We start from the raw sequence: 19,208 nt of genomic DNA, 5'->3' as shown, positions 1-19,208 counted from the left end.
CGACCCGACCGAGCGCCCTCGCAACCGCCAGTACATGGCCGCGGTGTTCTACGCGGACGAGACGCAGAAGGCCTTGGCGCTCGAGACGGCGAGGCGGGCGTTGGGGGAGCGGCCCGAGCCCATCCTGCTGCCCATCCTGCCGTTGGGCACGTTCTACCGGGCCGAGGACTACCACCAGAAGTACTACCTCCGTCGGTACACGGACCTGATGCGCGAGTTCAGCGCCTACAGCCAGCGCGAGTTCGAGGACTCCACCGTCGCGATGTGGCTCAACGCCTGCGTCGACGGCCAGTTGAAGCTGGACGGCGTGGCGGCCGAGCTCGAGCACTTCGCGCTCTCGGAGGCTGACCGGCAACGACTGCTGAAGCTCGCCCAGGCGGCCCTGGCGCACCGTCGCCGGTGAACCCGTCGAGATCCCGACGGGTGGGCCGTCAGAGCACCACGGCCGGAATCCCGTACGGGTCCGTCCTCGCCCGCCGCCTCGGCGCCACGTCGTTGCGCGGCATCACCCGGGCGATGCCCGCCTCCATCAGTCGCCGCAGCGCCCGGTAGGCCGCCAGCTCGCCCATGGCCGTGTTGCGCAGCACCTCGCGCACGCTCCGGCCACTCCGCAGCTTCGCGTACAGGTACAGGTCGTCCGCCGTCAGCGAGGGCGGGGTAGGGCGCGGCAGCGGCTCGAAGTACAGCCGCCCGTCCAGCGCCAGCACCTCATCCGCCAGCGCCACCGTCAGCCGCACCTCGGCCTCCCGGTACAGCGCGTGCGCCTCGGGCACCGGGGCGCGCTCCAGCACCTGCGCCGTCACCGCCACCGCCTCCTCGTACCGGCCCGTCTCCACCAGGCCCCGCGCCAGCTCCAGCAGGTCCGAGACGCGCGCCACCTCGCCCACCTTCGGGCCCCTCGGCTTGCGAGGCGTCAGCGCCCCCCGCCGGTACAGGCGCAGCACCCACCGCGCCCCGTGCAGCGGGCCCTCGGGCGCCGCCGCCAGCAGCTCGCTCAGCGTCGCGCCCTGCTCGGCCAGCTGCATCAGCAGCCCCTCCGCCGCGGACACCGTCTCCACCGCGAACTCCCGGTACACGCCGAACGTCGTCCCCGGCCCGGGGAAGAGGTCCCAGAACACCTTCCACTCGCGCAGCCGCGCCAGCGCGTCCCGGTGCAGGCCCTTCAAGCCGAGCTGCAGCTCCACCGCCCGCCCCAGCGGCGGCAGTCCCGGGCGGAACTCCACCTCGCCGGACTCCCACCCGTAGCAGTCGAAGAGGGCCTCGCGCGCCTTGTGCTCCATGGCCTCCACGAGCCGCACCTTGGCCACCAGGCCCCGCTCCACCAGGAAGGTGCCAAAGGGCACGCCCGCCGCTTCCGCCGCGTCGAAGGCCGCCGCCGCCCGCGCCGCGTCGAAGAGGCCCAGCCGCGCCAGCACCTGTCCCAGGTGCTCCGTGGGCTCGCTCGAGCTCTCTCCCACCAGCAGTCCGTGCTGGAAGAAGAAGTGCCGCCGCACCGACGCGCGCTCCACTCTCAGCGTCCCATCCACCGCGGGCGCGTCGAAGAACGCCGGCATCAGAAGCTGCAGCCGGTAGCTCGCCAGATTTCCCTTGAACCGCTCCATGTCCACGCACGCTAGCGGAGGCCAATCTCCGGTACAACCCTTTGATTTCACAGGGCTTTTACCCACCTCCCGAGATGTTCCCACTAGTCGGGCTGACCGGGGAGCGGGCGGGCGAGTTCAAAGGGTAGGAGCGGCTCGCAGGAAAGTTGCAGGGTGGCTCCAGGTGTGCGAACCAGGGCTGTCACCCCTTTCGTGTATAGGCGTGGGAGTCATGCGGATCCTCTCGGGAGTCCAGTCCTCTGGCCGGCTGCACATCGGCAACTACTACGGTGCCCTGCGGCAGTTCGTTCACCTGCAGGACGAGGGCGAGGCCTACTACTTCATCGCCAACTACCACTCGCTCACCACCGTGCGGGACCCGAAGCTCGCCGAGCAATTCACGCGCGAGGCCGCCATGGCCTACCTGTCGCTCGGGTTGGATCCGAAGAAGGCCGTGCTCTTCCGGCAGAGCGACGTGAAGGAAGTGCTGGAGCTCAACTGGATCCTCGGCACCGTGGTGCCCATGGCCAACCTGGAGCGCGCCCACAGCTACAAGGACAAGCTGGACAAGGGCATCAGTCCGGACTTCGGCCTCTTCGCCTACCCGGTGTTGATGGCCGCCGACATCCTGCTCTACAGCGCGGACTCCGTGCCGGTGGGCAAGGATCAGATCCAGCACATCGAGTTCGCCCGCGACTGGGCGGTGAAGTTCAACATGACGTACGTGCCCGGGTACGACCCGCAGGATCCCGAGGGCAAGGAGAAGGGGCACGCCCCGGGCATCCTCAAGCTGCCGGCCGCGCGCGTCCAGGAGAGCACGGCGACGGTGCCGGGCGTGGACGGGCAGAAGATGTCCAAGTCCTACGGCAACACCATCGAGCTGTTCGGGGACGAGAAGGAGATCAAGAAGCGCATCATGGGCATCAAGACGGACTCCACGGCCGTCGAGGCGCCCAAGCCCACCGAGAACGCGCCCCTGTACGACCTGCTCAAGCTGATGCTGCCCGAGCAGCGCTTCCAGGAGGCGGATGCGTCCTGGCGCGCGGGTGGCAAGGGGTATGGTGAGTACAAGAAGCTGCTCCTCGAGGCCTTCCACGAGACCTTCGGTCCCGCGCGCAAGCGCTACGAGGAGCTGAAGAACGACCCCGCCGAGCTCGAGCGCATCCTCCAGGATGGCGCCGAGCGGGCCCGTGCCGAGGCCTCCCGCTTGATGGCCCGGGTGCGCCGCGCCGTCGGCGTTCCCTGAGCGCGTGAAGGACGTCCGTTGACCGCAGGTCGTCGCAGCACCCCTCCCACCGAGGAGACCCTCGAGGCGGACGTCCCCCTGAGTCCGGGTGACGCCTTCCGGGTCGCCTTGCCCAATTTCGAGGGACCGCTCGACCTGCTGCTCCACCTCATCAAGGAGCACCGGCTCGACATCTTCGACATTCCCCTGGCGCTCATCACCGAGAAGTACCTCGAGCACCTGGAGCGGATGCGGGAGATCAACCTGGACATCGCCGGCGAGTTCCTGGTGATGGCCGCCACGCTGGCGCACCTCAAGAGCCGCATGCTGCTGCCGCGTCAGGACACCGCGGAGCAGACGGCGGACGCGGTGGCCGAGCTGCAGCAGGAGGACGCGGGAGACCCGCGCGCCGAGCTGGTGCGCCGCCTGCTCGAGTACCAGAAATACAAGGACGCCGCCGAGCAGTTGGCCAGGCAGGACATCTTCGAGCGCGACGTCTTCGCCCGCAAGGTGCCCGTGGAGGCCGTGCCCATCCCCGAGGAGGAGGTGGGCCTGCAGGAGTTCTCGGTCCTCAAGCTGATCGAAGCACTCGACCGGGTGCTGGAGCGCCTGACCCCCAAGCTGCAGCACGAGGTGGTGCGCGAGAAGGTGAGCCTCTCCGAGGCCATCCTGCGGATCGCCGAGCGCATGCGTGCCCAGGGAGCGTGCAGCTTCGAGAGTCTTTTCAATGAGCAACGTACGCGTCAGGAGATGGTCATCACCTTCCTGGCCATCCTCGAGATGGTGAAGCGGCGGCTCATCAAGGTGAGCCAGGAGGCTCCCCTGGCGGACATCCTCCTGACCCCCAACGGGGACGCCCTGGAGCGGCTGGTCCCCACGGAGGTGGACGAGAGTGAGTACCGGTAACAACGGCCCCGAGGACACCGGCAAGGCGCCTCGTGCGTCCGGCGCCCCCAGCCCCTTCACCGAGGAGGAGATCGCCGCCGTCACCGGCCCCGGGGACGAGGACGAGCTGGAGGACTCGGAGGTCGCCACCATCGAGGCCGACGAGGTCCCCGACCTCCAGTCGTCCTTCGAGAAGCTCGCCCAGAAGAGCCGCAACCTCTCCCCGGAGCGCATCCGCACCGTGCTGGAGAGCGTGCTCTTCGTGGCCGACAAGCCCCTGGACCTCCACCAGCTCTACGAGGCCACCGGCATCGACCGCGAGAAGATCCAGGAGGCGCTCAACCAGATCTCCGGCATCCACCGCGACGGCATCAGCGGCGTGGTGCTGTACGAGGTGGCCGGCGGCTGGCAGTTCCGCACGGATCCGCATTCGGCGGAGTACGTGCGGCGCTACCTGCGCGTGAAGCCCCAGCGCCTCACCCGCGCCGCCGTGGAGACGCTGGCCATCATCGCCTACCGCCAGCCCGCCACCCGCCCGGAGATCGAGGACATCCGCGGCGTGGACTGCGGCGCCGTCATCAAGGCGCTGTTGGATCGCAAGCTCATCAAGATCCTCGGCAAGAAGGAGGAGGTGGGCCGGCCCATGCTGTACGGCACCACTCGCGAGTTCCTCGAGTTCTTCGCCCTCAAGGACCTGTCGGCCCTGCCCACGCTCCGGGAGTTCCACGAGCTGACGCAGGAGCACCAGGAGATCGTCGAGAAGGAGCGGCCCGCGGCGCCGAGTGCCAGTGGCACCGTCGAGGCCCTGGCGGACCCGGAGTTCCAGAAAAGGATGGACAAGAGCGTTGCGGCATCGGAAGCAGCGCTCGAGGAGTTGGAGGAGGCCATGTCCGCCGCGGACAAGACCCAGAAGGCCACCGCCAGCATCCTGAACCCGACCCCCCCGCCCTCCGAGGGCGAGCCGGGGTCAGCGCCCGGTGCACGGGCGGACGAAGTGGAAGGTGGCGGAAATGGCGGCTGAACGTTTGCAGAAGTACCTGGCCCGCGCGGGTGTGGCCTCGCGCAGGCACGCGGAGGACCTCATCACCGAGGGCCGCGTGACCGTGAACAACCAGAAGGTGACGGAGCTGGGCTCGAAGGTGGAGCCGGGCGATCTGGTGATGGTGGATGGCGAGCTCGTCTCGCCTCCGGAGAAGTCCTCTTACGTCCTGCTCTACAAGCCCGTGGGCGTCGTGACGACGCTGTCGGATCCGCAGGGCCGCCCCACCGTGGCCGACTACATCGAGGAGAGCGGCAAGCGGCTCTTCCCCGTGGGCCGGCTGGACTACGACGCGGAAGGCGCGCTGCTCGCCACGAATGATGGGGCGCTGGCGCACAAGCTGACGCACCCCAGCTTCCAGGTGCCGCGCACCTACCTGGCGAAGGTGAAGGGCACGCCGGACGCGGCCACGCTGGAGAAGCTGCGCGGCGGCGTGCGGCTGGAGGACGGCATGGCCACGCCCGTGTCCGTGGACCTCTTCGAGCAGGCCGAGCGCAACACCTGGCTGAAGCTGGTGGTGGCCGAGGGCCGCCCGCACCTCATCAAGCGGCTGTGCGCCGCGGTGGGCTACCCGGTGGTGCGCCTGTACCGGCCGAGCTACGCGGGCGTCGCCGTCGAGGGCCTGCGCCCCGGCGAGAAGCGCTCGCTCACCCAGGCCGAGGTGCGCCTGCTCCAGGACGTGGCCGACGGCAAGGTCTCGCCCGATGAGCGGGCGATGAAGCTGCCGCCGCGGCGTCACGGGCGCGCGGCGCCGGGCTTCGAGGAGGACGTGGACACGGACGACGAGGATTTCAGCGAGGAGGCGCCTCCCGCGCCGGCACGGTCTCGCCCGGCGGCGAAGCCCGCCCGGGCCGCCCGCACGGAGCGTCCCGAGCGTGGAGCCGCGAAGACGGAGCGTCCGGCGCGCGCGGCGGCTCGTCCCGAGCGCAAGGAGCTCGGGCCGCGCGGAGATGGTGGGGCACGGCCCGCTTTCCGGGGGGCCACGGGCGGTCGCGCCGAGCGCCGCACGTGGACGCCTCGCGAGGATGCGCGCGAGGAGACCCGAGTGGCTCGTTCGGAGCGGAGCGAGTCGGCACCTCGAGGTGAGGAGCGCGGGGCTCGCGGCGGTCGCCCGGCGGCGCGCGGCGCGTTCGGCTCGGCCGAGCGGGGTGCCGAGCGGCGGGGTCCTCCGCGGGGTGAGCGCCCGGAGCGCAAGTCGTTCGGCTCGGCCGAGCGGGGCGCCGAGCGGCGGGGTCCTCCGCGGGGTGAGCGTCCCGAGCGCCGCGAGTGGGCGCCTCGGGGGGGTGGGGAGCGCGGTGAGCGCAAGCCGGCCTTCGGCGGAGGCAGTGCCGAGCGGCGGGGTCCTCCGCGAGGTGAGCGTCCCGAGCGCCGCGAGTGGGCGCCGCGAGGTGAGGAGCGTGGCGAGCGCAAGCCGGCCTTCGCCGGGGGGAGCGCCGAGCGGCGGGTTCCCGCGCGGAGTCCTCGTCCCGAGCGCCGCGAGTGGGCGCCCCGGGGTGAGGAACGTGACGAGCGCAAGCCGGCCTTCGCCGGTGGCAGCGCCGAGCGGCGGGTCCCCGCGCGGGGTCCTCGTCCCGAGCGACGCGAGTGGGCTCCCCGGGGTGAGGGGAGTGCGCGTCCCGCGCGCAAGCCCTTCTCCGCCGAGGGTGGGGCCGAGCGTCGCGGTCCGCCGCGGGGTGACCGTCCCGAGCGCCGTGAGTGGGCGCCCCGGGGTGAGGAGCGGAGCGAGCGCGGTGCGCGTCCCGGGCCGAGAGGCGCCGGGGGCATGAGGCCCGAGCGCAAGACGTGGGGCGCGGCGGGTGCGGGCTCGGAGCGCCCGGCACGGCGCGGTGCGGCACGCCCGGGAGGCGAGGGCGCCGGCGAGGGTGCGAAGCCCTTCACCAGGTGGGGCGCGAAGAAGCCCCAGGGCCCGTCGGCCGATTGGAAGACGCGGCCGCCTCGGGAAGGCGCTGGGGGACCGAGGGGCCGAGGGCCCCGTAAGGGCCGCTGAGTCATGGGCGCTCGCGCGCGCCGCTGATATAACCGCCGGCGTCTTCACGCCCTCCCTCCCCGGAGAACGATGCGAACCGGCGCGCGCACCTTCCTCGTCCTGGCCCTCCTCGGCACCGCCGCGTGCAGCGGCAGTCGGGACCAGCTTCTCGCGGACCTGCAGAGCCCTCGCCCGGAGGTGCGGGCTCTCGCCGTGAAGAAGCTGGCCGAGGAGTCCCGCGCGGATGACCTCGCCCTCTTCACCCGCGCGGCCAAGGACATGGCCTCCATCGTCCGCGGCGAGGCCGCCGCGGCGCTCGGCAAGAGCCAGGATCCCCGCGTGGTGGACCTGCTCGGCGAGCTGCTCGAGGACTCCGATGAGGACGTCCAGGGCAAGGCGGCCATGGCCCTGTCGCAGGTGAAGAACGACAAGGCCAAGGCCTACCTCACGCTGCAGTATGGCCGTCGGGGCCGGGCGACGCGGCAGATCATCGTCCAGGCGCTCAAGCAGGCCAACGTGCCGGGCGCCATGGCCGAGGTCGTCGCCGCCGAGTCCAAGGCCATCTGGGACCGCAACCTGCTGGCCCTCACCGAGGGCTCGCTGCCCGAGCGCGTGGGCGCCGCCGAGGAGCTGGGCAAGAGCGGCCGGCCCGAGGCCTTCAACCGGCTGGTGCCCCTGGTGCGCGACAGCCAGGTCATCCTCGCCGCCGCCGCCGTGCGGGGCCTGGGCGACGTGGGCGACAAGCGCGCCGTCGCGGCCATCCTCCCCCTGCTGGACGAGAGCTTCCCCGAGCTGCGCGAGTCGGCCATCACCGCCCTCACGCGGCTGCAGGAGCCCCAGGCCATTCCCCGGCTCCAGGCCGTGGCGGTGGAGAAGAGCCCGGTGAGCCCCCTGGCCATCGACGCCCTGCTCGAGCTGCCGCGCCAGCCCCAGACGGATGCGGCGCTGTGCACCATCGCGCTCGACGCCGTCTCCACCGAGGCCATCCCCGTGGCCCGGACGATGCGGGAGCGCGGCGGCTGCCCGCTCGAGCCCATCGTCGAGCGCCTGTCGCGGCCCACCACCGCCGCCAGCGGGTTGCAGATGGTGATCGGCCTCGGCCCGGTGGCCAAGGACACGCTGCCCAAGGTGCTGCCCTACGTCACCCAGGGGGACGCCACGCTGCGCGCGCTCGCCGTGGACGCGATCGCGGCCATCGGGGATGCCTCCGCGGCGCCCGTGCTCCAGAAGGCCTACGAGCAGGAGCTCGCCTCCGTGCAGCCGCTCCGCCAGGACTGGATTACCCAGGCGCTGCCCGAGCGCCCGGGCGAGGGATTCGATCCCTCGCAGCAGGACACCGGTGCGCCGGATCAGAAGAAGGGCGAGAAGCACACCGGCCTGATGGCGCGCGTGAGGGCACTCAACGCCGCCAAGGCGCGCAACCTGGGCCGGCCCCTGGTGCAGCAGCGCGTGCCCACCGAGCTGTTCGACGACGTGGAGGCATCCCGGCTCGAGCCGCTGGCCGGGCTGCTGCGCGCGCTCGGGGCCGTCAAGGCGCCCGGGGCGCTGGAGCTGCTCAAGGGCTTCTCCGGGGACTCCAGCGTGACGTTGCGCACGGCGGCCCTGGTGGGCCTGGCGCGGCTGGGGCCCGAGGGCGTGGCCCTCGCCAAGGGCGGCATGTTCGAGTCCGATCGGGATCTGCTCAAGACGCTCGCGCAGGCGCTGGCCGAGCAGGGCGAGGTCGGGCAGTCCGCGCTGGTGGAACTGCTGCCGCAGATCAGCGGCGAGAAGCTGGTGGTGCTCGACACGCTGAACCGTCATGGCGTGCCGGCCTCCGCGGTGGAGCCGCTGCGCAAGGTGGTGACCGAGGGCGGCCCCGAGGCGGTGCTGGCCGCCACCATGCTCGGCCGGATGAAGGCGAAGGAGGCGGTGCCCACGCTGGTGAAGGCGCTGGAGGACTCCACGAGCCTCGGCCGGCGCGAGACGCTCCTCGCGCTGGGAGAGATTGGCGACAACTCGGCGGCCGAGGTGGTGGCGCGCGATTTATACAATGATCTCCCGGAGATCCGGGCGGCGGCGGCGACGGCGCTCTCGAGGATGGGGACAGGCGCGCAGGGCGACGCACTGGACGCGCTCAAGAGTGACTATTACCGTCGTGTCCGGGAAGCCGCCGCGACGGCCCTGGCGAAAACCACCACAGCGGCGGAGGGGGCACGCTGACAATGGAGCCAAGGCAGCTCAGGGACAAAGCCAACGAAGCACTCACCAAGGGTCGCTTCCCCCGAGCCGCCGAGCTCTTCGAGGAGTACTGTCAGCTCGAGCCGAAGGACTTCCAGACGCGCCTGCGCCTGGGAGACGCGTGGGTGAAGGCGGGCAATACCGCTCGCGCCATCGCCGCCTACCAGGTCGCCGCCGAGGGCTTCGCTCGCGAGGGTTTCCTCCCGCGCGCCATCGCCGCCAGCAAGCTCATCCTGGAGCTGGACCCGTCGCACCAGGGCGTCCAGCAGATGCTCGCCAACCTCTATGCCCGCCGCGGAGGGCCGGGGGGTGCTCTCCGAGAACCGGCTTCGAAACCGGCGAACGTGATCGCGCCCTCGCTCGTGAAGCAGGTGGTGGCCGACGAGGCTCCGGCCCCGGCTCCGGTGGTGCGGACGGTGCTGGTGCCTGGGGCTCCCGTCCAGTTCGACGCCGAGGTGACACCGGAGGCCGAGGTCCCTGGCGTGAAGGCCGAGGCCGCGGACTCCTCCCCGGGCATCGAGGTGGAGCTGAACGTCGAGGAGGCGAGCGAGGACTCGTCGACGGGTGTCGAGGTGGAGCTGGACCTCAGCGACGCGGAGCAGGGGACCGTGGAGGCCGCGCCGGCCCCGATCCCCGTGGCGCAAGCCGCGCCTCCGGGTCTGCGCCCCCGCCGCGCCGCCGACGCCCAGCCGACCGAGCCGGAGAAGGTCCAGGTTCTCGCGCCGCCTCCCGTGCGGGAGCCCCCGCGCCGGACGGCACCGTGGTCCGCGGTGGTGCCCGCCACGCCGCGCCTCGAGCGTTTCACGCCCCAGGCTGGCGTGGACTTCCAGCCTCCGGTGCCGGGGAGCACGCCCTTCACCGAGCTCGAGATGGGAGCGGACTCACTGCTGCACGCGGTGGAGATGGCGGCGCTCGCGGGGACGGAGCAGACGCCAGCGCCGACCGCGGTGGCGCCCCTGGCGGGCGGCGAGCCGGGCGTGGGGAGCGCCGAGGAGACCATGACGGAGGCGGCCCCGCAGGACGGGGCGCTGCCGAAGATTCCGCTCTTCTCGGACCTGCCGCGCGACGCCTTCATCGCGCTGTTCGAGCGCTGCCCGCTGCGCCGCTTCCCCGAGGGGGCACGCATCATCGAGCAGGGCACGCGAGGCGATGCCTTCTACGTCATCTGCGCGGGCCGCGTGCGCATCGTGCGCCAGACGGGTGACGAGCAGCGGGAGCTGGCCACGCTGGAGGAGGGCGCCTTCTTCGGCGAGATGGCGCTGCTGTCCGGTGCGCCGCGCTCGGCCTCGGTGGTGGGAGCCGCGGAGGAGACGCAGGTGCTGGAGATCTCCGCACCGGTGCTCGCGGGCCTGTCGCGCAGCTACCCGCAGGTGGCCCAGGCGCTGCGGCGGTTCTGCCGGCAGCGGCTGCTGTCGGACGTGGTGAACACCTCGGCGATCTTCCAGCCCTTCGGGCGCAAGGACCGGCGCGAGCTGGTGGAGCGCTTCAAGGCCCGCGAGGTGCGCCGGGGGGACGTCATCATCCACGAGGGCAACCAGGTGGACGGCCTCTACGTGGTGCTCTCGGGCGAGGTGTCGGTGAGCAAGGGCGGTCAGCCCCTGGCGCAACTGCACGAGGGCGAGCTGTTCGGGGAGATGTCGCTGCTGCAGAAGACGCCGGCCACCGCCACCGTGACGGCCCTGCGCAACACCTCGCTGCTGCGACTGCCGCGCGAGGACTTCGACACCCTCATCCTCACGCACCCGCAGATCCTCGTCCTGGTCTCCGAGCTGTCGGAGACCCGGCAGCGCAGCACGGAGGCGGTGCTGGGCACGGGCCCGAAGGCCAGCGAGCCGGGAGAGCGGTTCGACGAGCTGCTGCTCTTCTGAGGACGCGCCGCGGGGCGCGGCATCAGCCGCGCTCCGGACGTGTTGCTACCGGCCTACGCAGCAGGCTGCTTGATGCCCAGGGCCCCATGGGATGGGGCCGTTTAACATGCTCGGCGTCCGTGGATTCGTTGGAATGGATACGGCTACCCTTGGGGTCGTATCGTCGAAATCCAGCGCGGAGCGCTGAAGAAATCCATGAGCTACATCCTCGACAACAAGAGCGAGTTCGAGCGCCTGGAGATGCAGGCGGCCCTGAAGGGCTTCGACTACCCGGCGGACCTGGAGGGCTTTCCGGTGCCGGACGGGGGTAACGTGCTCGACGCGGGCTGTGGCTCGGGTGTGGCGGTGCGGGAGCTGGCGCGGCGCCATCCCCGGTCCACGGTGATCGGCTGCGACATGTCCGCGGAGCGCGTCGCCCTCGCCGCCGAGGCCGCCAAGGCGTTGCCCAACGCGCGCTTCGAGGTGCAGGACGTGCGGGCGCTCTCGTACCCGCCTGACCGCTTCGATGCCATCTTCTGCCGCTACGTGCTGAGCCACTTGGACGCGGACGGCCGGCGCCGTGCGGTGGACTCCATGCGGCGCTGCCTGAAGCCGGGCGGGGTGCTCCGACTGGTGGAGCCGGACGGCCTCTTCTCCGGCGTCTACCCCATGCCAGATCCCTTACCGGAGCTGTACGCGGCCCTCACCAAGAGCGGGGTGCTGGAGTTGTACATGGGCCGCAAGCTGCCGGAGCTGTTGCTCGCCGCCGGCTTCGAGGCAGTGGAGACGCGCATCTCCGTCATCCACTTCCCGCCCGAGGAGCGGGAGGCGGCCATCCAGATGCTGTCCGCCTCCAACACCCTGCCGCTCTTCACCCGGATGTTGGGAAGCGAGGAGAAGGCCCGCGCCGCGCAGCAGGCCCAGGCCGAGGTGCTGCGCCGCCCGGACGGCGTGCGCTTCTACAACAAGTTCACCGTCACCGCCCGCGGGCCTCGCTGAGGCGGGAGCGGGGCAGGGCGGGATGCCGCTATGTGCCGGCGGCTTTCTTGTACATGGCTCGGTTCTGCCGTTGAGAGAAAGAGCCCCGCCAGGTGAGCGGCCAGCCATTCCATTGGCCCCAAGGGGAGGGTTGAAGCCCGCCTGCTTCCGCTGCCACCATCCACCGCCGCCACCCTCGCCGCCTCTTCCCGTGCCCCTCCACGCTCCTTCGCCCCTCCACCGCGGGCCCTCGCCCACGAGTGCCGTCCCACGTGCGCCGACTTCCTCTCGGAGCGTGCCTCCGGGAAGACTGCGCCGTTCCCTGAAGGCCTCGGTGGCCGAGGGCGTGGTGGCCGAGGGCGTGATGGCTTGCGCGGGTGGGGCCGTCATCACCGGCTGGGCGCTGTACCTGGGCTGCGGCCCCTTCTGGGTGGGGCTCCTGGGCGCGCTGCCCTTCCTCGCCCAGCTCATGCAGCTCCCCGGTGCGTGGCTCACCTCGCGGCATGGGGCGCGCCGGATGGCCTTGATCACCGTGGCGCTCTCACGCCAGGCGTTCCTGCCGCTCGTCGTGCTGCCCTTCCTGCCCGTCTCTCCCGAGGTGAAGCGCGGGGTGCTCCTCGCGGTGGCCGCGGCGCACCATGGCCTGGGCATCCTCTGCAACAACGCCTGGGTGACGTGGATGGGGGACCTGGTGCCCACGCGCGTGCGCGGGAGGTACTTCGGGCGGCGGAGCGCCATCAGCACCCTCGCCGGAGCGCTCGCCACGTTCAGCGCGGGCTCCTTCCTCGACGGGGCCCGTGCCTCGGAGCGCACGGGCCTGGCGCTCGCCGCGCTCGCCTTCACCGCGTGCGTGCTGGGTGCGGTGAGCACCGCCCTCATGGCGCTCAAGCACGACCCGGCCCGCCACCCCGGGGCGCGCACCTTCCAGGCCGCCCGCGTGCTCCAGCCGCTGCGCGATGGCGTGGCGCGCCGGCTCCTCGCGTATGGCGCGTCGTGGAACGCGGCCCTCGGGCTCGCCGGCCCCTTCTTCACCCTCTACCTGCTGCGGGACGTGAAGCTGGGCTTCACGCTCGTGGCGCTCCACGGCTCCTGCACCTCGCTCGCGCGCATGCTGGCCGCGCCCCTGTGGGGGCGGCTCCTCGATCGCGTCGGGGCCAGGCCCGTGCTGAGAGCCTGCTCCCTCGGGCTGGTGCTCAGCCCGCTGCTCTGGGTGCTGGCGGGGCCGGAGCGCTGGTGGCCCATCGCGCTCGACGCGCTCCTGAGTGGGGTGCTGCTCAGCGGCCATGGACTGGCGAGCTTCAACCTGTCGCTGGCGGTGGCCCCCTCGCGCGAGCGGCCCTTCTACCACGCGGCCTTCGCCATGACGGGCGGCGCGGCCTTCGCCCTCGCCTCGGCGGCCGGGGGGGTGCTGGTACAGGCCTTCCCCGCGAGCCACCCGCTCCTCGGCTCCACCTGCACCGCCCTGCAGCTCACCTTCCTCGTCGCGGCGCTCGCTCGGGGATTCGCCGCCCTGCTCTCGGGCCGGCTTCTCGAGCCGGCGTCGCTCGCCCCTCCCTCCAGGGCGGGTGCACGGCGGAGTCCACGACCGGCGCTCCTCCCTCGCCGGGCCGGGCGAACGGCACCCCTCCCCGAGCCGGGGACCCTCGTGCCGTCCGCCTCACCGCTCCCGCCGCCTCCCGCCCCCTGAGCGCCGCAGCCGCCGGGCTGCTCCACGAGCGGGCAGGCCATGCCCCCTCATCACCGAGTGTCGGGTGGTGCCTACTCTTGCCGCATGGGTAGCCAGGACTCGACGCGTGTGACGGGCAGCCCCGTGGTACCAGGGGCCAGTGTACTGGAGGCCACACCCAAACCTTCGCCCTGGGCGGGGGGGACGGAAGAGGGAGCGACCGAGGCGCGGGGTTACCCACGCCCGCAGTTGCGGCGTGAGGGCTGGTGTCCGCTCAACGGCTCCTGGGACTTCGCGATCGACCCGCTCGCCCGCTGGTCGGTTCCCTCCGAGGTGCGTTGGGACACCCGCATCCGCGTGCCCTTCGCTCCGGAAGTGGCGCTCAGCGGGGTGGGGGACACCGGCTTCTACCGCGCCTGCTGGTACCGCCGCACCTTCGAGCCGCCCACGCTCGGGCCCCAGGAGCGGATGGTGCTGCACTTCGGGGCGGTGGACCATGCCGCCACCGTCTGGGTCAACGGCTCGCGCTGCGCGCACCACGAGGGCGGCTACACGCCCTTCAAGGTCGACATCACCGATCTGCTCCACCGTGACGGCCCCCAGGAGATCGTCGTGCGCGCGGAGGACGATCCGGCCGACCTCGCCAAGCCTCGGGGCAAGCAGGACTGGCAGCTCGAGCCGCACTCCATCTGGTATCCGCGCACCACCGGCATCTGGCAGACGGTGTGGCTCGAGCGCGTCCCCGTCACCCGCATCGAGGGCCTGCGCTGGACGCCGAACCTCGCGCGCTGGGAGCTGGGGCTCGAGGTGCACATCGAGGGCACGCGCCCCGAGGGGCTGCGGTTGGACGTGCGGCTGAGCGTGGGAGACACCCTGCTGGCCCAGGACTCGTACACGGTGGTGCTGGGCGAGGTGTACCGCCGCATCGCCCTGTCCGACCCGGGCATCGACGACTTCCGCAACGAGCTGCTGTGGAGCCCCACCTCGCCCACGCTCATCCAGGCCCGGCTGGAGCTGCGCGACGCCAACGGCCAGCTCCTCGACGCGGTGGACAGCTACACGGCGCTGCGCTCCGTCTCCGTGCAGGGCGATCGCTTCGTGCTCAACGGGCGACCCTATCAGCTGCGGTTGGTGCTCGATCAGGGCTACTGGGATGCCTCGGGCATCACCGCGCCCGATGACGCGGCGCTCCGGCGCGACGTGGAGCTCGCCCGCGCCATGGGCTTCAACGGGGTGCGCAAGCACCAGAAGATTGAAGACCCGCGCTACCTCTATTGGGCGGACCGGCTGGGGCTCATCGTCTGGGAGGAGATGCCCAGTGCCTACCGCTTCACCCGTCAGTCCGTCGAGCGGCTCACACGCGAGTGGCTCGAGGTGCTCTCGCGTGACTACAGCCACCCGTGTATCGTGGCGTGGGTACCCCTCAACGAGTCCTGGGGCGTGCCCAACCTCCCCGACAACGCCGCCGAGCGGCACTACGTGCAGACGCTCTTCCACCTGACACGCACGTTGGACCCGGTGCGCCCGGTCATCGGCAACGACGGCTGGGAGAGCGTGGCCACCGACATCATCGGCATCCACGACTACGACGCCGACCCCCAGCAGATCGCCGAGCGCTACCACTCGCACGAGGTGCGCCCGAACCTGTTCCGGCGCGAGCGCCCCGGCGGCCGGCTGATCGTCCTCTCCGAGCACCCGCATGCCGATCATCCGATCGTGCTCTCCGAGTTCGGCGGCATCTCGATGGCGCGCGGCGACCAGCGGGAGTGGGGCTACTCCCAGTGCACGGGGCCGGAGGAGCTCGCCCAGCGCTACACCGCGCTGCTCTCGGTGGTGCGCTCGCTCGATCTGTTCGCGGGCTTCTGCTACACGCAGTTCGCCGACACGTACCAGGAGGCGAACGGACTGCTGTACTCGGATCGCACGCCCAAGTTCCCCTTGGAGCAGATTGCCTCCGCCACGCGCGGTCCCCGCTTCTTCAGCGACATTCCCATGCCCCCCGCGCCTTCCGGGCGAGCCCGTCCGACCAACGAGTCAGGCGAGCCCGAATCCGCTGGGGTCTGAGCCACGAGAGGAACGGCTATGCGAGCCCCCGCGGATGATGCCCCCCGCTTCGAAGCACTCTTTGGCCGGCCGTCACGGGTCCGGGTCCGGGCGCCGGGGCGGGTGAACCTCATTGGCGAGCACACCGACTACAACGGCGGCTTCGTGCTCCCCATGGCCATCCCCCAGCAGACCGAGGTGGAGCTGGCGCCACGCGAGGACCGCAAGGTGCGTGCCTTCAGCGCCAACCTCGGCGCCGCCGGCAAGGTGGACGAGTACGAGCTCGGCCAGGAGAAGCGCGGCCGGGGCTGGCTGGACTATGTGCAGGGCGTCACCTACGTGCTGCGCGAGGCGGGCCTGACGGTCGGGGGCTTCGACCTGTGGCTGCGCTCGGACGTGCCGCTCGGCAGCGGGCTGTCCTCGAGCGCTGCTTTGGAGGTGGCGCTGCTGCGTGGGCTGCGCGAGGCCTTCGGGCTGACGCTGGATGACGTGCGCATCGCGCTGCTGGGCCAGAAGGTGGAGTGCGACTTCGTCGGCGCGCCCGTGGGCGTGATGGACCAGATGGCCTCCAGCCTCGCACACGGGAGCGCGGCGCTCTTCCTGGACACCCGCAGCCTCCAGTTCGAGCGGGTGCCGTTGCCCGCGGGGGTGGAGCCCATCGTCATCAACTCGGGCGTGACGCACAGCCACTCCGGGGGCGACTACCGGGTGCGCCGCGCCGAGTGCGAGCGCGCCGCGAAGCTGCTCGGGGTGGAGCAGCTGCGCGACCTGCCCGACCAGGATCTGCCGCGCGCCCTCGCCCTGCCCGAGCCGCTCGGCCGGCGCGTGCGCCACGTGCTCACCGAGAACGCGCGCGTGCTGGCCACCGTGCAGGCGCTGCGCTCGGGGGACCTCGCCGCGCTGGGGCCCCTGCTGTACGCCTCACATGCCTCGCAGCGGGATGACTACGAGGTGTCCGTCCCGGAGATTGATCTCCTGGTGGACCTTGCCCGCTCCGAGCCCGACGTGCTCGGGGCCCGGCTGACCGGCGGCGGCTTCGGCGGCTCGGTCGTGATGCTTGCTCGGACAGGAAGCGGAGCGGCTGCGGCGGCCCGGATCGCCACCCGCTACGACAAGCAGGCGACCCACCGGGCCACTGTGCTCGTTCCCCAGTCCACACCCGCGCCTTGATTCGCCAGCCTGCTCCCTTGCCCTGATCCCCGGGTGGGGTGAGCAGGGGAGCGAGCGTGCCCTGTACCTCAGGTCAGTAGGTGTGCTGATGCGAGGTGCCCACCCTCGTCCTGTCCACAAGGGCGTGTACGGAGGAGGGCGCATGACGATTCATTCAAGCCACAACGTGATGGACACCAGCCATCTGCCGGATCTGGTGTGCCTCTCGCACCTGCGTTGGAACTTCGTCTTCCAGCGTCCCCAGCATCTGCTCAGCCGCTTCGCGCGTGAGCGCCGGGTGTTCTTCTTCGAGGAGCCCATCTACGGCAAGGGGCAGCCCCGGCTCCAGGTCACCCGCTCTCCCGAGGGCGTCTGGGTGGCCGTGCCGCATCTCCCCGAGGGGATGAGCGCGGAGCAGGTGGTGGCCACCCAGCAGGCCCTGCTCGACGAGCTGCTCGTGCGCCACGCCGTGAGCCGGTACGTGTGCTGGTACTACACGCCGATGGCGATCCCCTTCACGCGCCACCTCACGCCGAGCGCCGTGGTCTACGACTGCATGGACGAGCTGTCCGCCTTCCGGGGCGCGCCTCCCGCGTTGTTGGGCCACGAGGTCGAGCTGCTCGAGCGCGCCAACGTGGTCTTCACCGGAGGCCAGAGCCTCTATGAGGCCAAGAAGGATCGGCACGCCAACGTGCATGCCTTCCCCAGCAGCGTGGACGTGGCGCACTTCACCACCGCGCGCGGCCCCCTCCAGGAGCCGGCGGATCAGGCACCCATTCCCCATCCGCGGCTCGGCTTCTTCGGCGTGGTGGACGAGCGGATGGACCTGGCGCTGCTCGAGGCGGTGGCCGACGCGCGCCCGGACTGGCAGCTCGTCATCCTCGGCCCGGTGGTGAAGATCGACCCGGCGAGCCTGCCGCGCCGGCCCAACCTCCACTTCCTCGGCGGCAAGCCCTACACCGAGCTGCCGGCGTACCTCGCGAGCTGGGACGTGGCGCTGATGCCCTTCGCGCGCAACGAGTCCACGCGCTTCATCTCGCCCACCAAGACGCCCGAGTACCTCGCGGCGGGCAAGCCCGTGGTGTCCACCTCCATCCGGGACGTGGTGCGCCCCTACGGCGAGCTGGGCCTGGTGCATATCGCGGACACGCCGGAGGACTTCGTGCGCGCCTGCGAGGCGGCCCTGGCCGAGAACCGTGCCGCGTGGCTGCCCCGGGTGGACGCGCACCTGTCGACGATGTCCTGGGACATGACCTGGTCCCAGATGAAGGCCCTGCTCGACGCCGCCACGGTGCGCCGTGACGAGGGCACGGAGCCCGAGGCGGCCCTCCTGGAGCTGGGCACCGAAGAGCTGGTCACCGTTTGAAACCACGGCGCGAGTGCGCGCCCCAACGCGGAGAACACAATGTTCGACTACATGATCGTAGGGGCGGGGTTCGCCGGCAGCGTGATGGCCGAGCGGCTCGCCAACGTGTACGGCAAGAAGGTCATCATGGTGGAGAAGCGGCCCCACATCGGTGGCAACGCCTATGACCACTACAACGATGACGGGCTGCTCGTGCACAAGTACGGGCCGCACATCTTCCACACCAACTCGCAGGACGTCTTCGACTACCTCAGCCGCTTCACCCAGTGGCGGCCGTACATGCATCGGGTGCTGGCGAGCGTGGACGGGCAGCTCATGCCCATCCCCATCAACCTCACCACCATCAACCAGTACTTCGGCCTGAACCTCACCTCCTTCGAGGTGGAGGCCTTCCTGCAGAAGCTCGCCGAGAAGCGGGAGACGATCCGCACCTCCGAGGACGTCATCATCAGCAAGGTGGGCAAGGAGCTGTACGAGAAGTTCTTCCGCAACTACACGCGCAAGCAGTGGGGCCTGGACCCGAGCGAGCTGGACTCCACGGTCATCGCCCGCATCCCGGTGCGCTCCAACCGCGATGACCGCTACTTCAGCGACAAGTACCAGGTGATGCCGCTGCACGGGTACACCCGGATGTTCGAGCGGATGCTCGACCATCCCAACATCAAGGTGCTGCTCAACACCGACTACCACGAGGTGAAGGACGTCATCCCGTACCGGGAGATGATCTTCACGGGCCCGGTGGACGAGTACTTCGACTTCTGCTTCGGCAAGCTGCCCTACCGCTCGCTCAACTTCCGCCACGAGACGCACAGCCAGGCGCAGTTCCAGCAGGCGCCGGTGGTGAACTTCCCCAACGAGTACCCGTACACGCGCTGCACCGAGTTCAAGTACCTCACCGGCCAGGAGCACCCGAAGACGAGCGTCGTCTACGAGTACCCCACCGCCGAGGGCGATCCGTACTACCCGGTGCCCCGTCCGGAGAACGCCGAGCTGTACCGCAAGTACGAGGCGCTCGCGAAGGACACGCCGGGCGTCCACTTCGTGGGCCGGCTGGCCACGTACAAGTACTACAACATGGACCAGGTGGTGGCGCAGGCGCTCACCCTGTGCACGAAGATCATGGGCGTGCGCCGCCGGGAGCTGCTCGACATGCAGGTGGAGGGGCACGCGTGAGTCCGAAGAACTCTGGAAGGCCCGAGGGCCTGCCCGAGATCTGGGGCGGCATCGAGGGCACGGTCAACCGCGTG

The 19,208-nt window shown here is 71.0% G+C and carries 14 protein-coding genes; 13 read left to right on the top strand and 1 reads right to left on the bottom strand.

The window, feature by feature from the left end:
• Nucleotides 1–403, top strand: a 403-nt coding sequence (locus VF697_RS11270) for a peptide-methionine (S)-S-oxide reductase (RefSeq protein ID WP_331094145.1), incomplete at its 5' end; no start/stop codon positions are given.
• A gap of 28 nt (nt 404–431) precedes the next feature.
• On the opposite strand, the gene VF697_RS11265 is transcribed toward VF697_RS11270, so the two are convergent.
• Entirely contained in the window at nt 432–1,601 is a 1,170-nt protein-coding gene (locus VF697_RS11265; RefSeq protein WP_331094144.1) for a DUF4388 domain-containing protein, read from the bottom strand.
• A gap of 211 nt (nt 1,602–1,812) precedes the next feature.
• On the opposite strand from VF697_RS11265, the gene trpS reads away from it, so the two are divergent.
• From trpS to glf, 12 genes are all read left to right on the top strand, one after another.
• Nucleotides 1,813–2,826 carry a tryptophan--tRNA ligase gene (gene trpS, locus VF697_RS11260; protein WP_331094142.1) on the top strand — a complete coding sequence of 338 codons (1,014 nt, stop codon included), beginning with the start codon at nt 1,813–1,815 and terminating at the stop codon, nt 2,824–2,826.
• A gap of 18 nt (nt 2,827–2,844) precedes the next feature.
• Nucleotides 2,845–3,711: a segregation and condensation protein A gene (locus tag VF697_RS11255; RefSeq protein ID WP_331094140.1), complete on the top strand. Its 867-nt coding sequence runs from the start codon at nt 2,845–2,847 to the stop codon at nt 3,709–3,711.
• A complete protein-coding gene (scpB, locus tag VF697_RS11250) occupies nt 3,698–4,711 on the top strand; it encodes an SMC-Scp complex subunit ScpB (RefSeq protein WP_331094138.1) in 1,014 nt (337 codons plus the stop codon). The genes VF697_RS11255 and scpB overlap by 14 nt, the downstream gene beginning before the upstream one ends.
• Complete coding sequence (locus tag VF697_RS11245) at nt 4,701–6,716, top strand: pseudouridine synthase (RefSeq protein WP_331094136.1); 2,016 nt, start codon at nt 4,701–4,703, stop codon at nt 6,714–6,716. The genes scpB and VF697_RS11245 overlap by 11 nt, the downstream gene beginning before the upstream one ends.
• 69 nt (nt 6,717–6,785) lie before the next feature.
• Nucleotides 6,786–8,894 carry a HEAT repeat domain-containing protein gene (locus VF697_RS11240; RefSeq protein ID WP_331094134.1) on the top strand — a complete coding sequence of 703 codons (2,109 nt, stop codon included), beginning with the start codon at nt 6,786–6,788 and terminating at the stop codon, nt 8,892–8,894.
• Nucleotides 8,895–8,896: 2 nt separating this feature from the next.
• On the top strand, nt 8,897–10,780 hold the full coding sequence (locus VF697_RS11235) for a cyclic nucleotide-binding domain-containing protein (RefSeq protein ID WP_331094132.1): 1,884 nt from the start codon (nt 8,897–8,899) through the stop codon (nt 10,778–10,780).
• Nucleotides 10,781–10,975: 195 nt separating this feature from the next.
• Nucleotides 10,976–11,758 (top strand): class I SAM-dependent methyltransferase, encoded by a 783-nt coding sequence (locus VF697_RS11230; RefSeq protein ID WP_331094130.1) that lies wholly within the window; start codon nt 10,976–10,978, stop codon nt 11,756–11,758.
• Between the two features lie 274 nt (nt 11,759–12,032).
• Nucleotides 12,033–13,424: an MFS transporter gene (locus VF697_RS11225; protein WP_331094128.1), complete on the top strand. Its 1,392-nt coding sequence runs from the start codon at nt 12,033–12,035 to the stop codon at nt 13,422–13,424.
• Between the two features lie 228 nt (nt 13,425–13,652).
• On the top strand, nt 13,653–15,467 hold the full coding sequence (locus VF697_RS11220) for a glycoside hydrolase family 2 protein (RefSeq protein ID WP_331094126.1): 1,815 nt from the start codon (nt 13,653–13,655) through the stop codon (nt 15,465–15,467).
• 18 nt (nt 15,468–15,485) lie between these two features.
• Entirely contained in the window at nt 15,486–16,616 is a 1,131-nt protein-coding gene (gene galK, locus VF697_RS11215) for a galactokinase (protein WP_331094124.1), read from the top strand.
• A gap of 142 nt (nt 16,617–16,758) precedes the next feature.
• The gene (locus VF697_RS11210) at nt 16,759–17,961 is read left to right on the top strand and encodes a glycosyltransferase family 1 protein (RefSeq protein WP_331094122.1); all 1,203 of its coding nucleotides are present in this window, start codon (nt 16,759–16,761) and stop codon (nt 17,959–17,961) included.
• Between the two features lie 39 nt (nt 17,962–18,000).
• Entirely contained in the window at nt 18,001–19,134 is a 1,134-nt protein-coding gene (gene glf, locus VF697_RS11205; protein WP_331094120.1) for a UDP-galactopyranose mutase, read from the top strand.
• The last annotated feature ends 74 nt before the right edge of the window (nt 19,135–19,208 follow it).

Origin of the sequence: Archangium sp., assembly GCF_036388035.1 — a bacterium.
Classification (GTDB): Bacteria; Myxococcota; Myxococcia; order Myxococcales; family Myxococcaceae; genus Archangium.
The sequence above is the reverse complement of the archived record's forward strand: the minus strand, read 5'-3'. Positions and strand labels throughout refer to the sequence as shown.

What these genes read in the sequence shown, in the direction of transcription:
- VF697_RS11245 (WP_331094136.1), top strand. Translation starts at nt 4,701, where the DNA reads ATGGCGGCTGAACGTTTGCAGAAGTACCTGGCCCGCGCGGGTGTGGCC.
- trpS (WP_331094142.1), top strand. Translation starts at nt 1,813, where the DNA reads ATGCGGATCCTCTCGGGAGTCCAGTCCTCTGGCCGGCTGCACATCGGC.
- galK (WP_331094124.1), top strand. Translation starts at nt 15,486, where the DNA reads ATGCGAGCCCCCGCGGATGATGCCCCCCGCTTCGAAGCACTCTTTGGC.
- VF697_RS11265 (WP_331094144.1), bottom strand. Translation starts at nt 1,601, where the DNA reads ATGGAGCGGTTCAAGGGAAATCTGGCGAGCTACCGGCTGCAGCTTCTG.
- VF697_RS11210 (WP_331094122.1), top strand. Translation starts at nt 16,759, where the DNA reads ATGACGATTCATTCAAGCCACAACGTGATGGACACCAGCCATCTGCCG.
- glf (WP_331094120.1), top strand. Translation starts at nt 18,001, where the DNA reads ATGTTCGACTACATGATCGTAGGGGCGGGGTTCGCCGGCAGCGTGATG.
- VF697_RS11240 (WP_331094134.1), top strand. Translation starts at nt 6,786, where the DNA reads ATGCGAACCGGCGCGCGCACCTTCCTCGTCCTGGCCCTCCTCGGCACC.
- VF697_RS11230 (WP_331094130.1), top strand. Translation starts at nt 10,976, where the DNA reads ATGAGCTACATCCTCGACAACAAGAGCGAGTTCGAGCGCCTGGAGATG.
- VF697_RS11235 (WP_331094132.1), top strand. Translation starts at nt 8,897, where the DNA reads ATGGAGCCAAGGCAGCTCAGGGACAAAGCCAACGAAGCACTCACCAAG.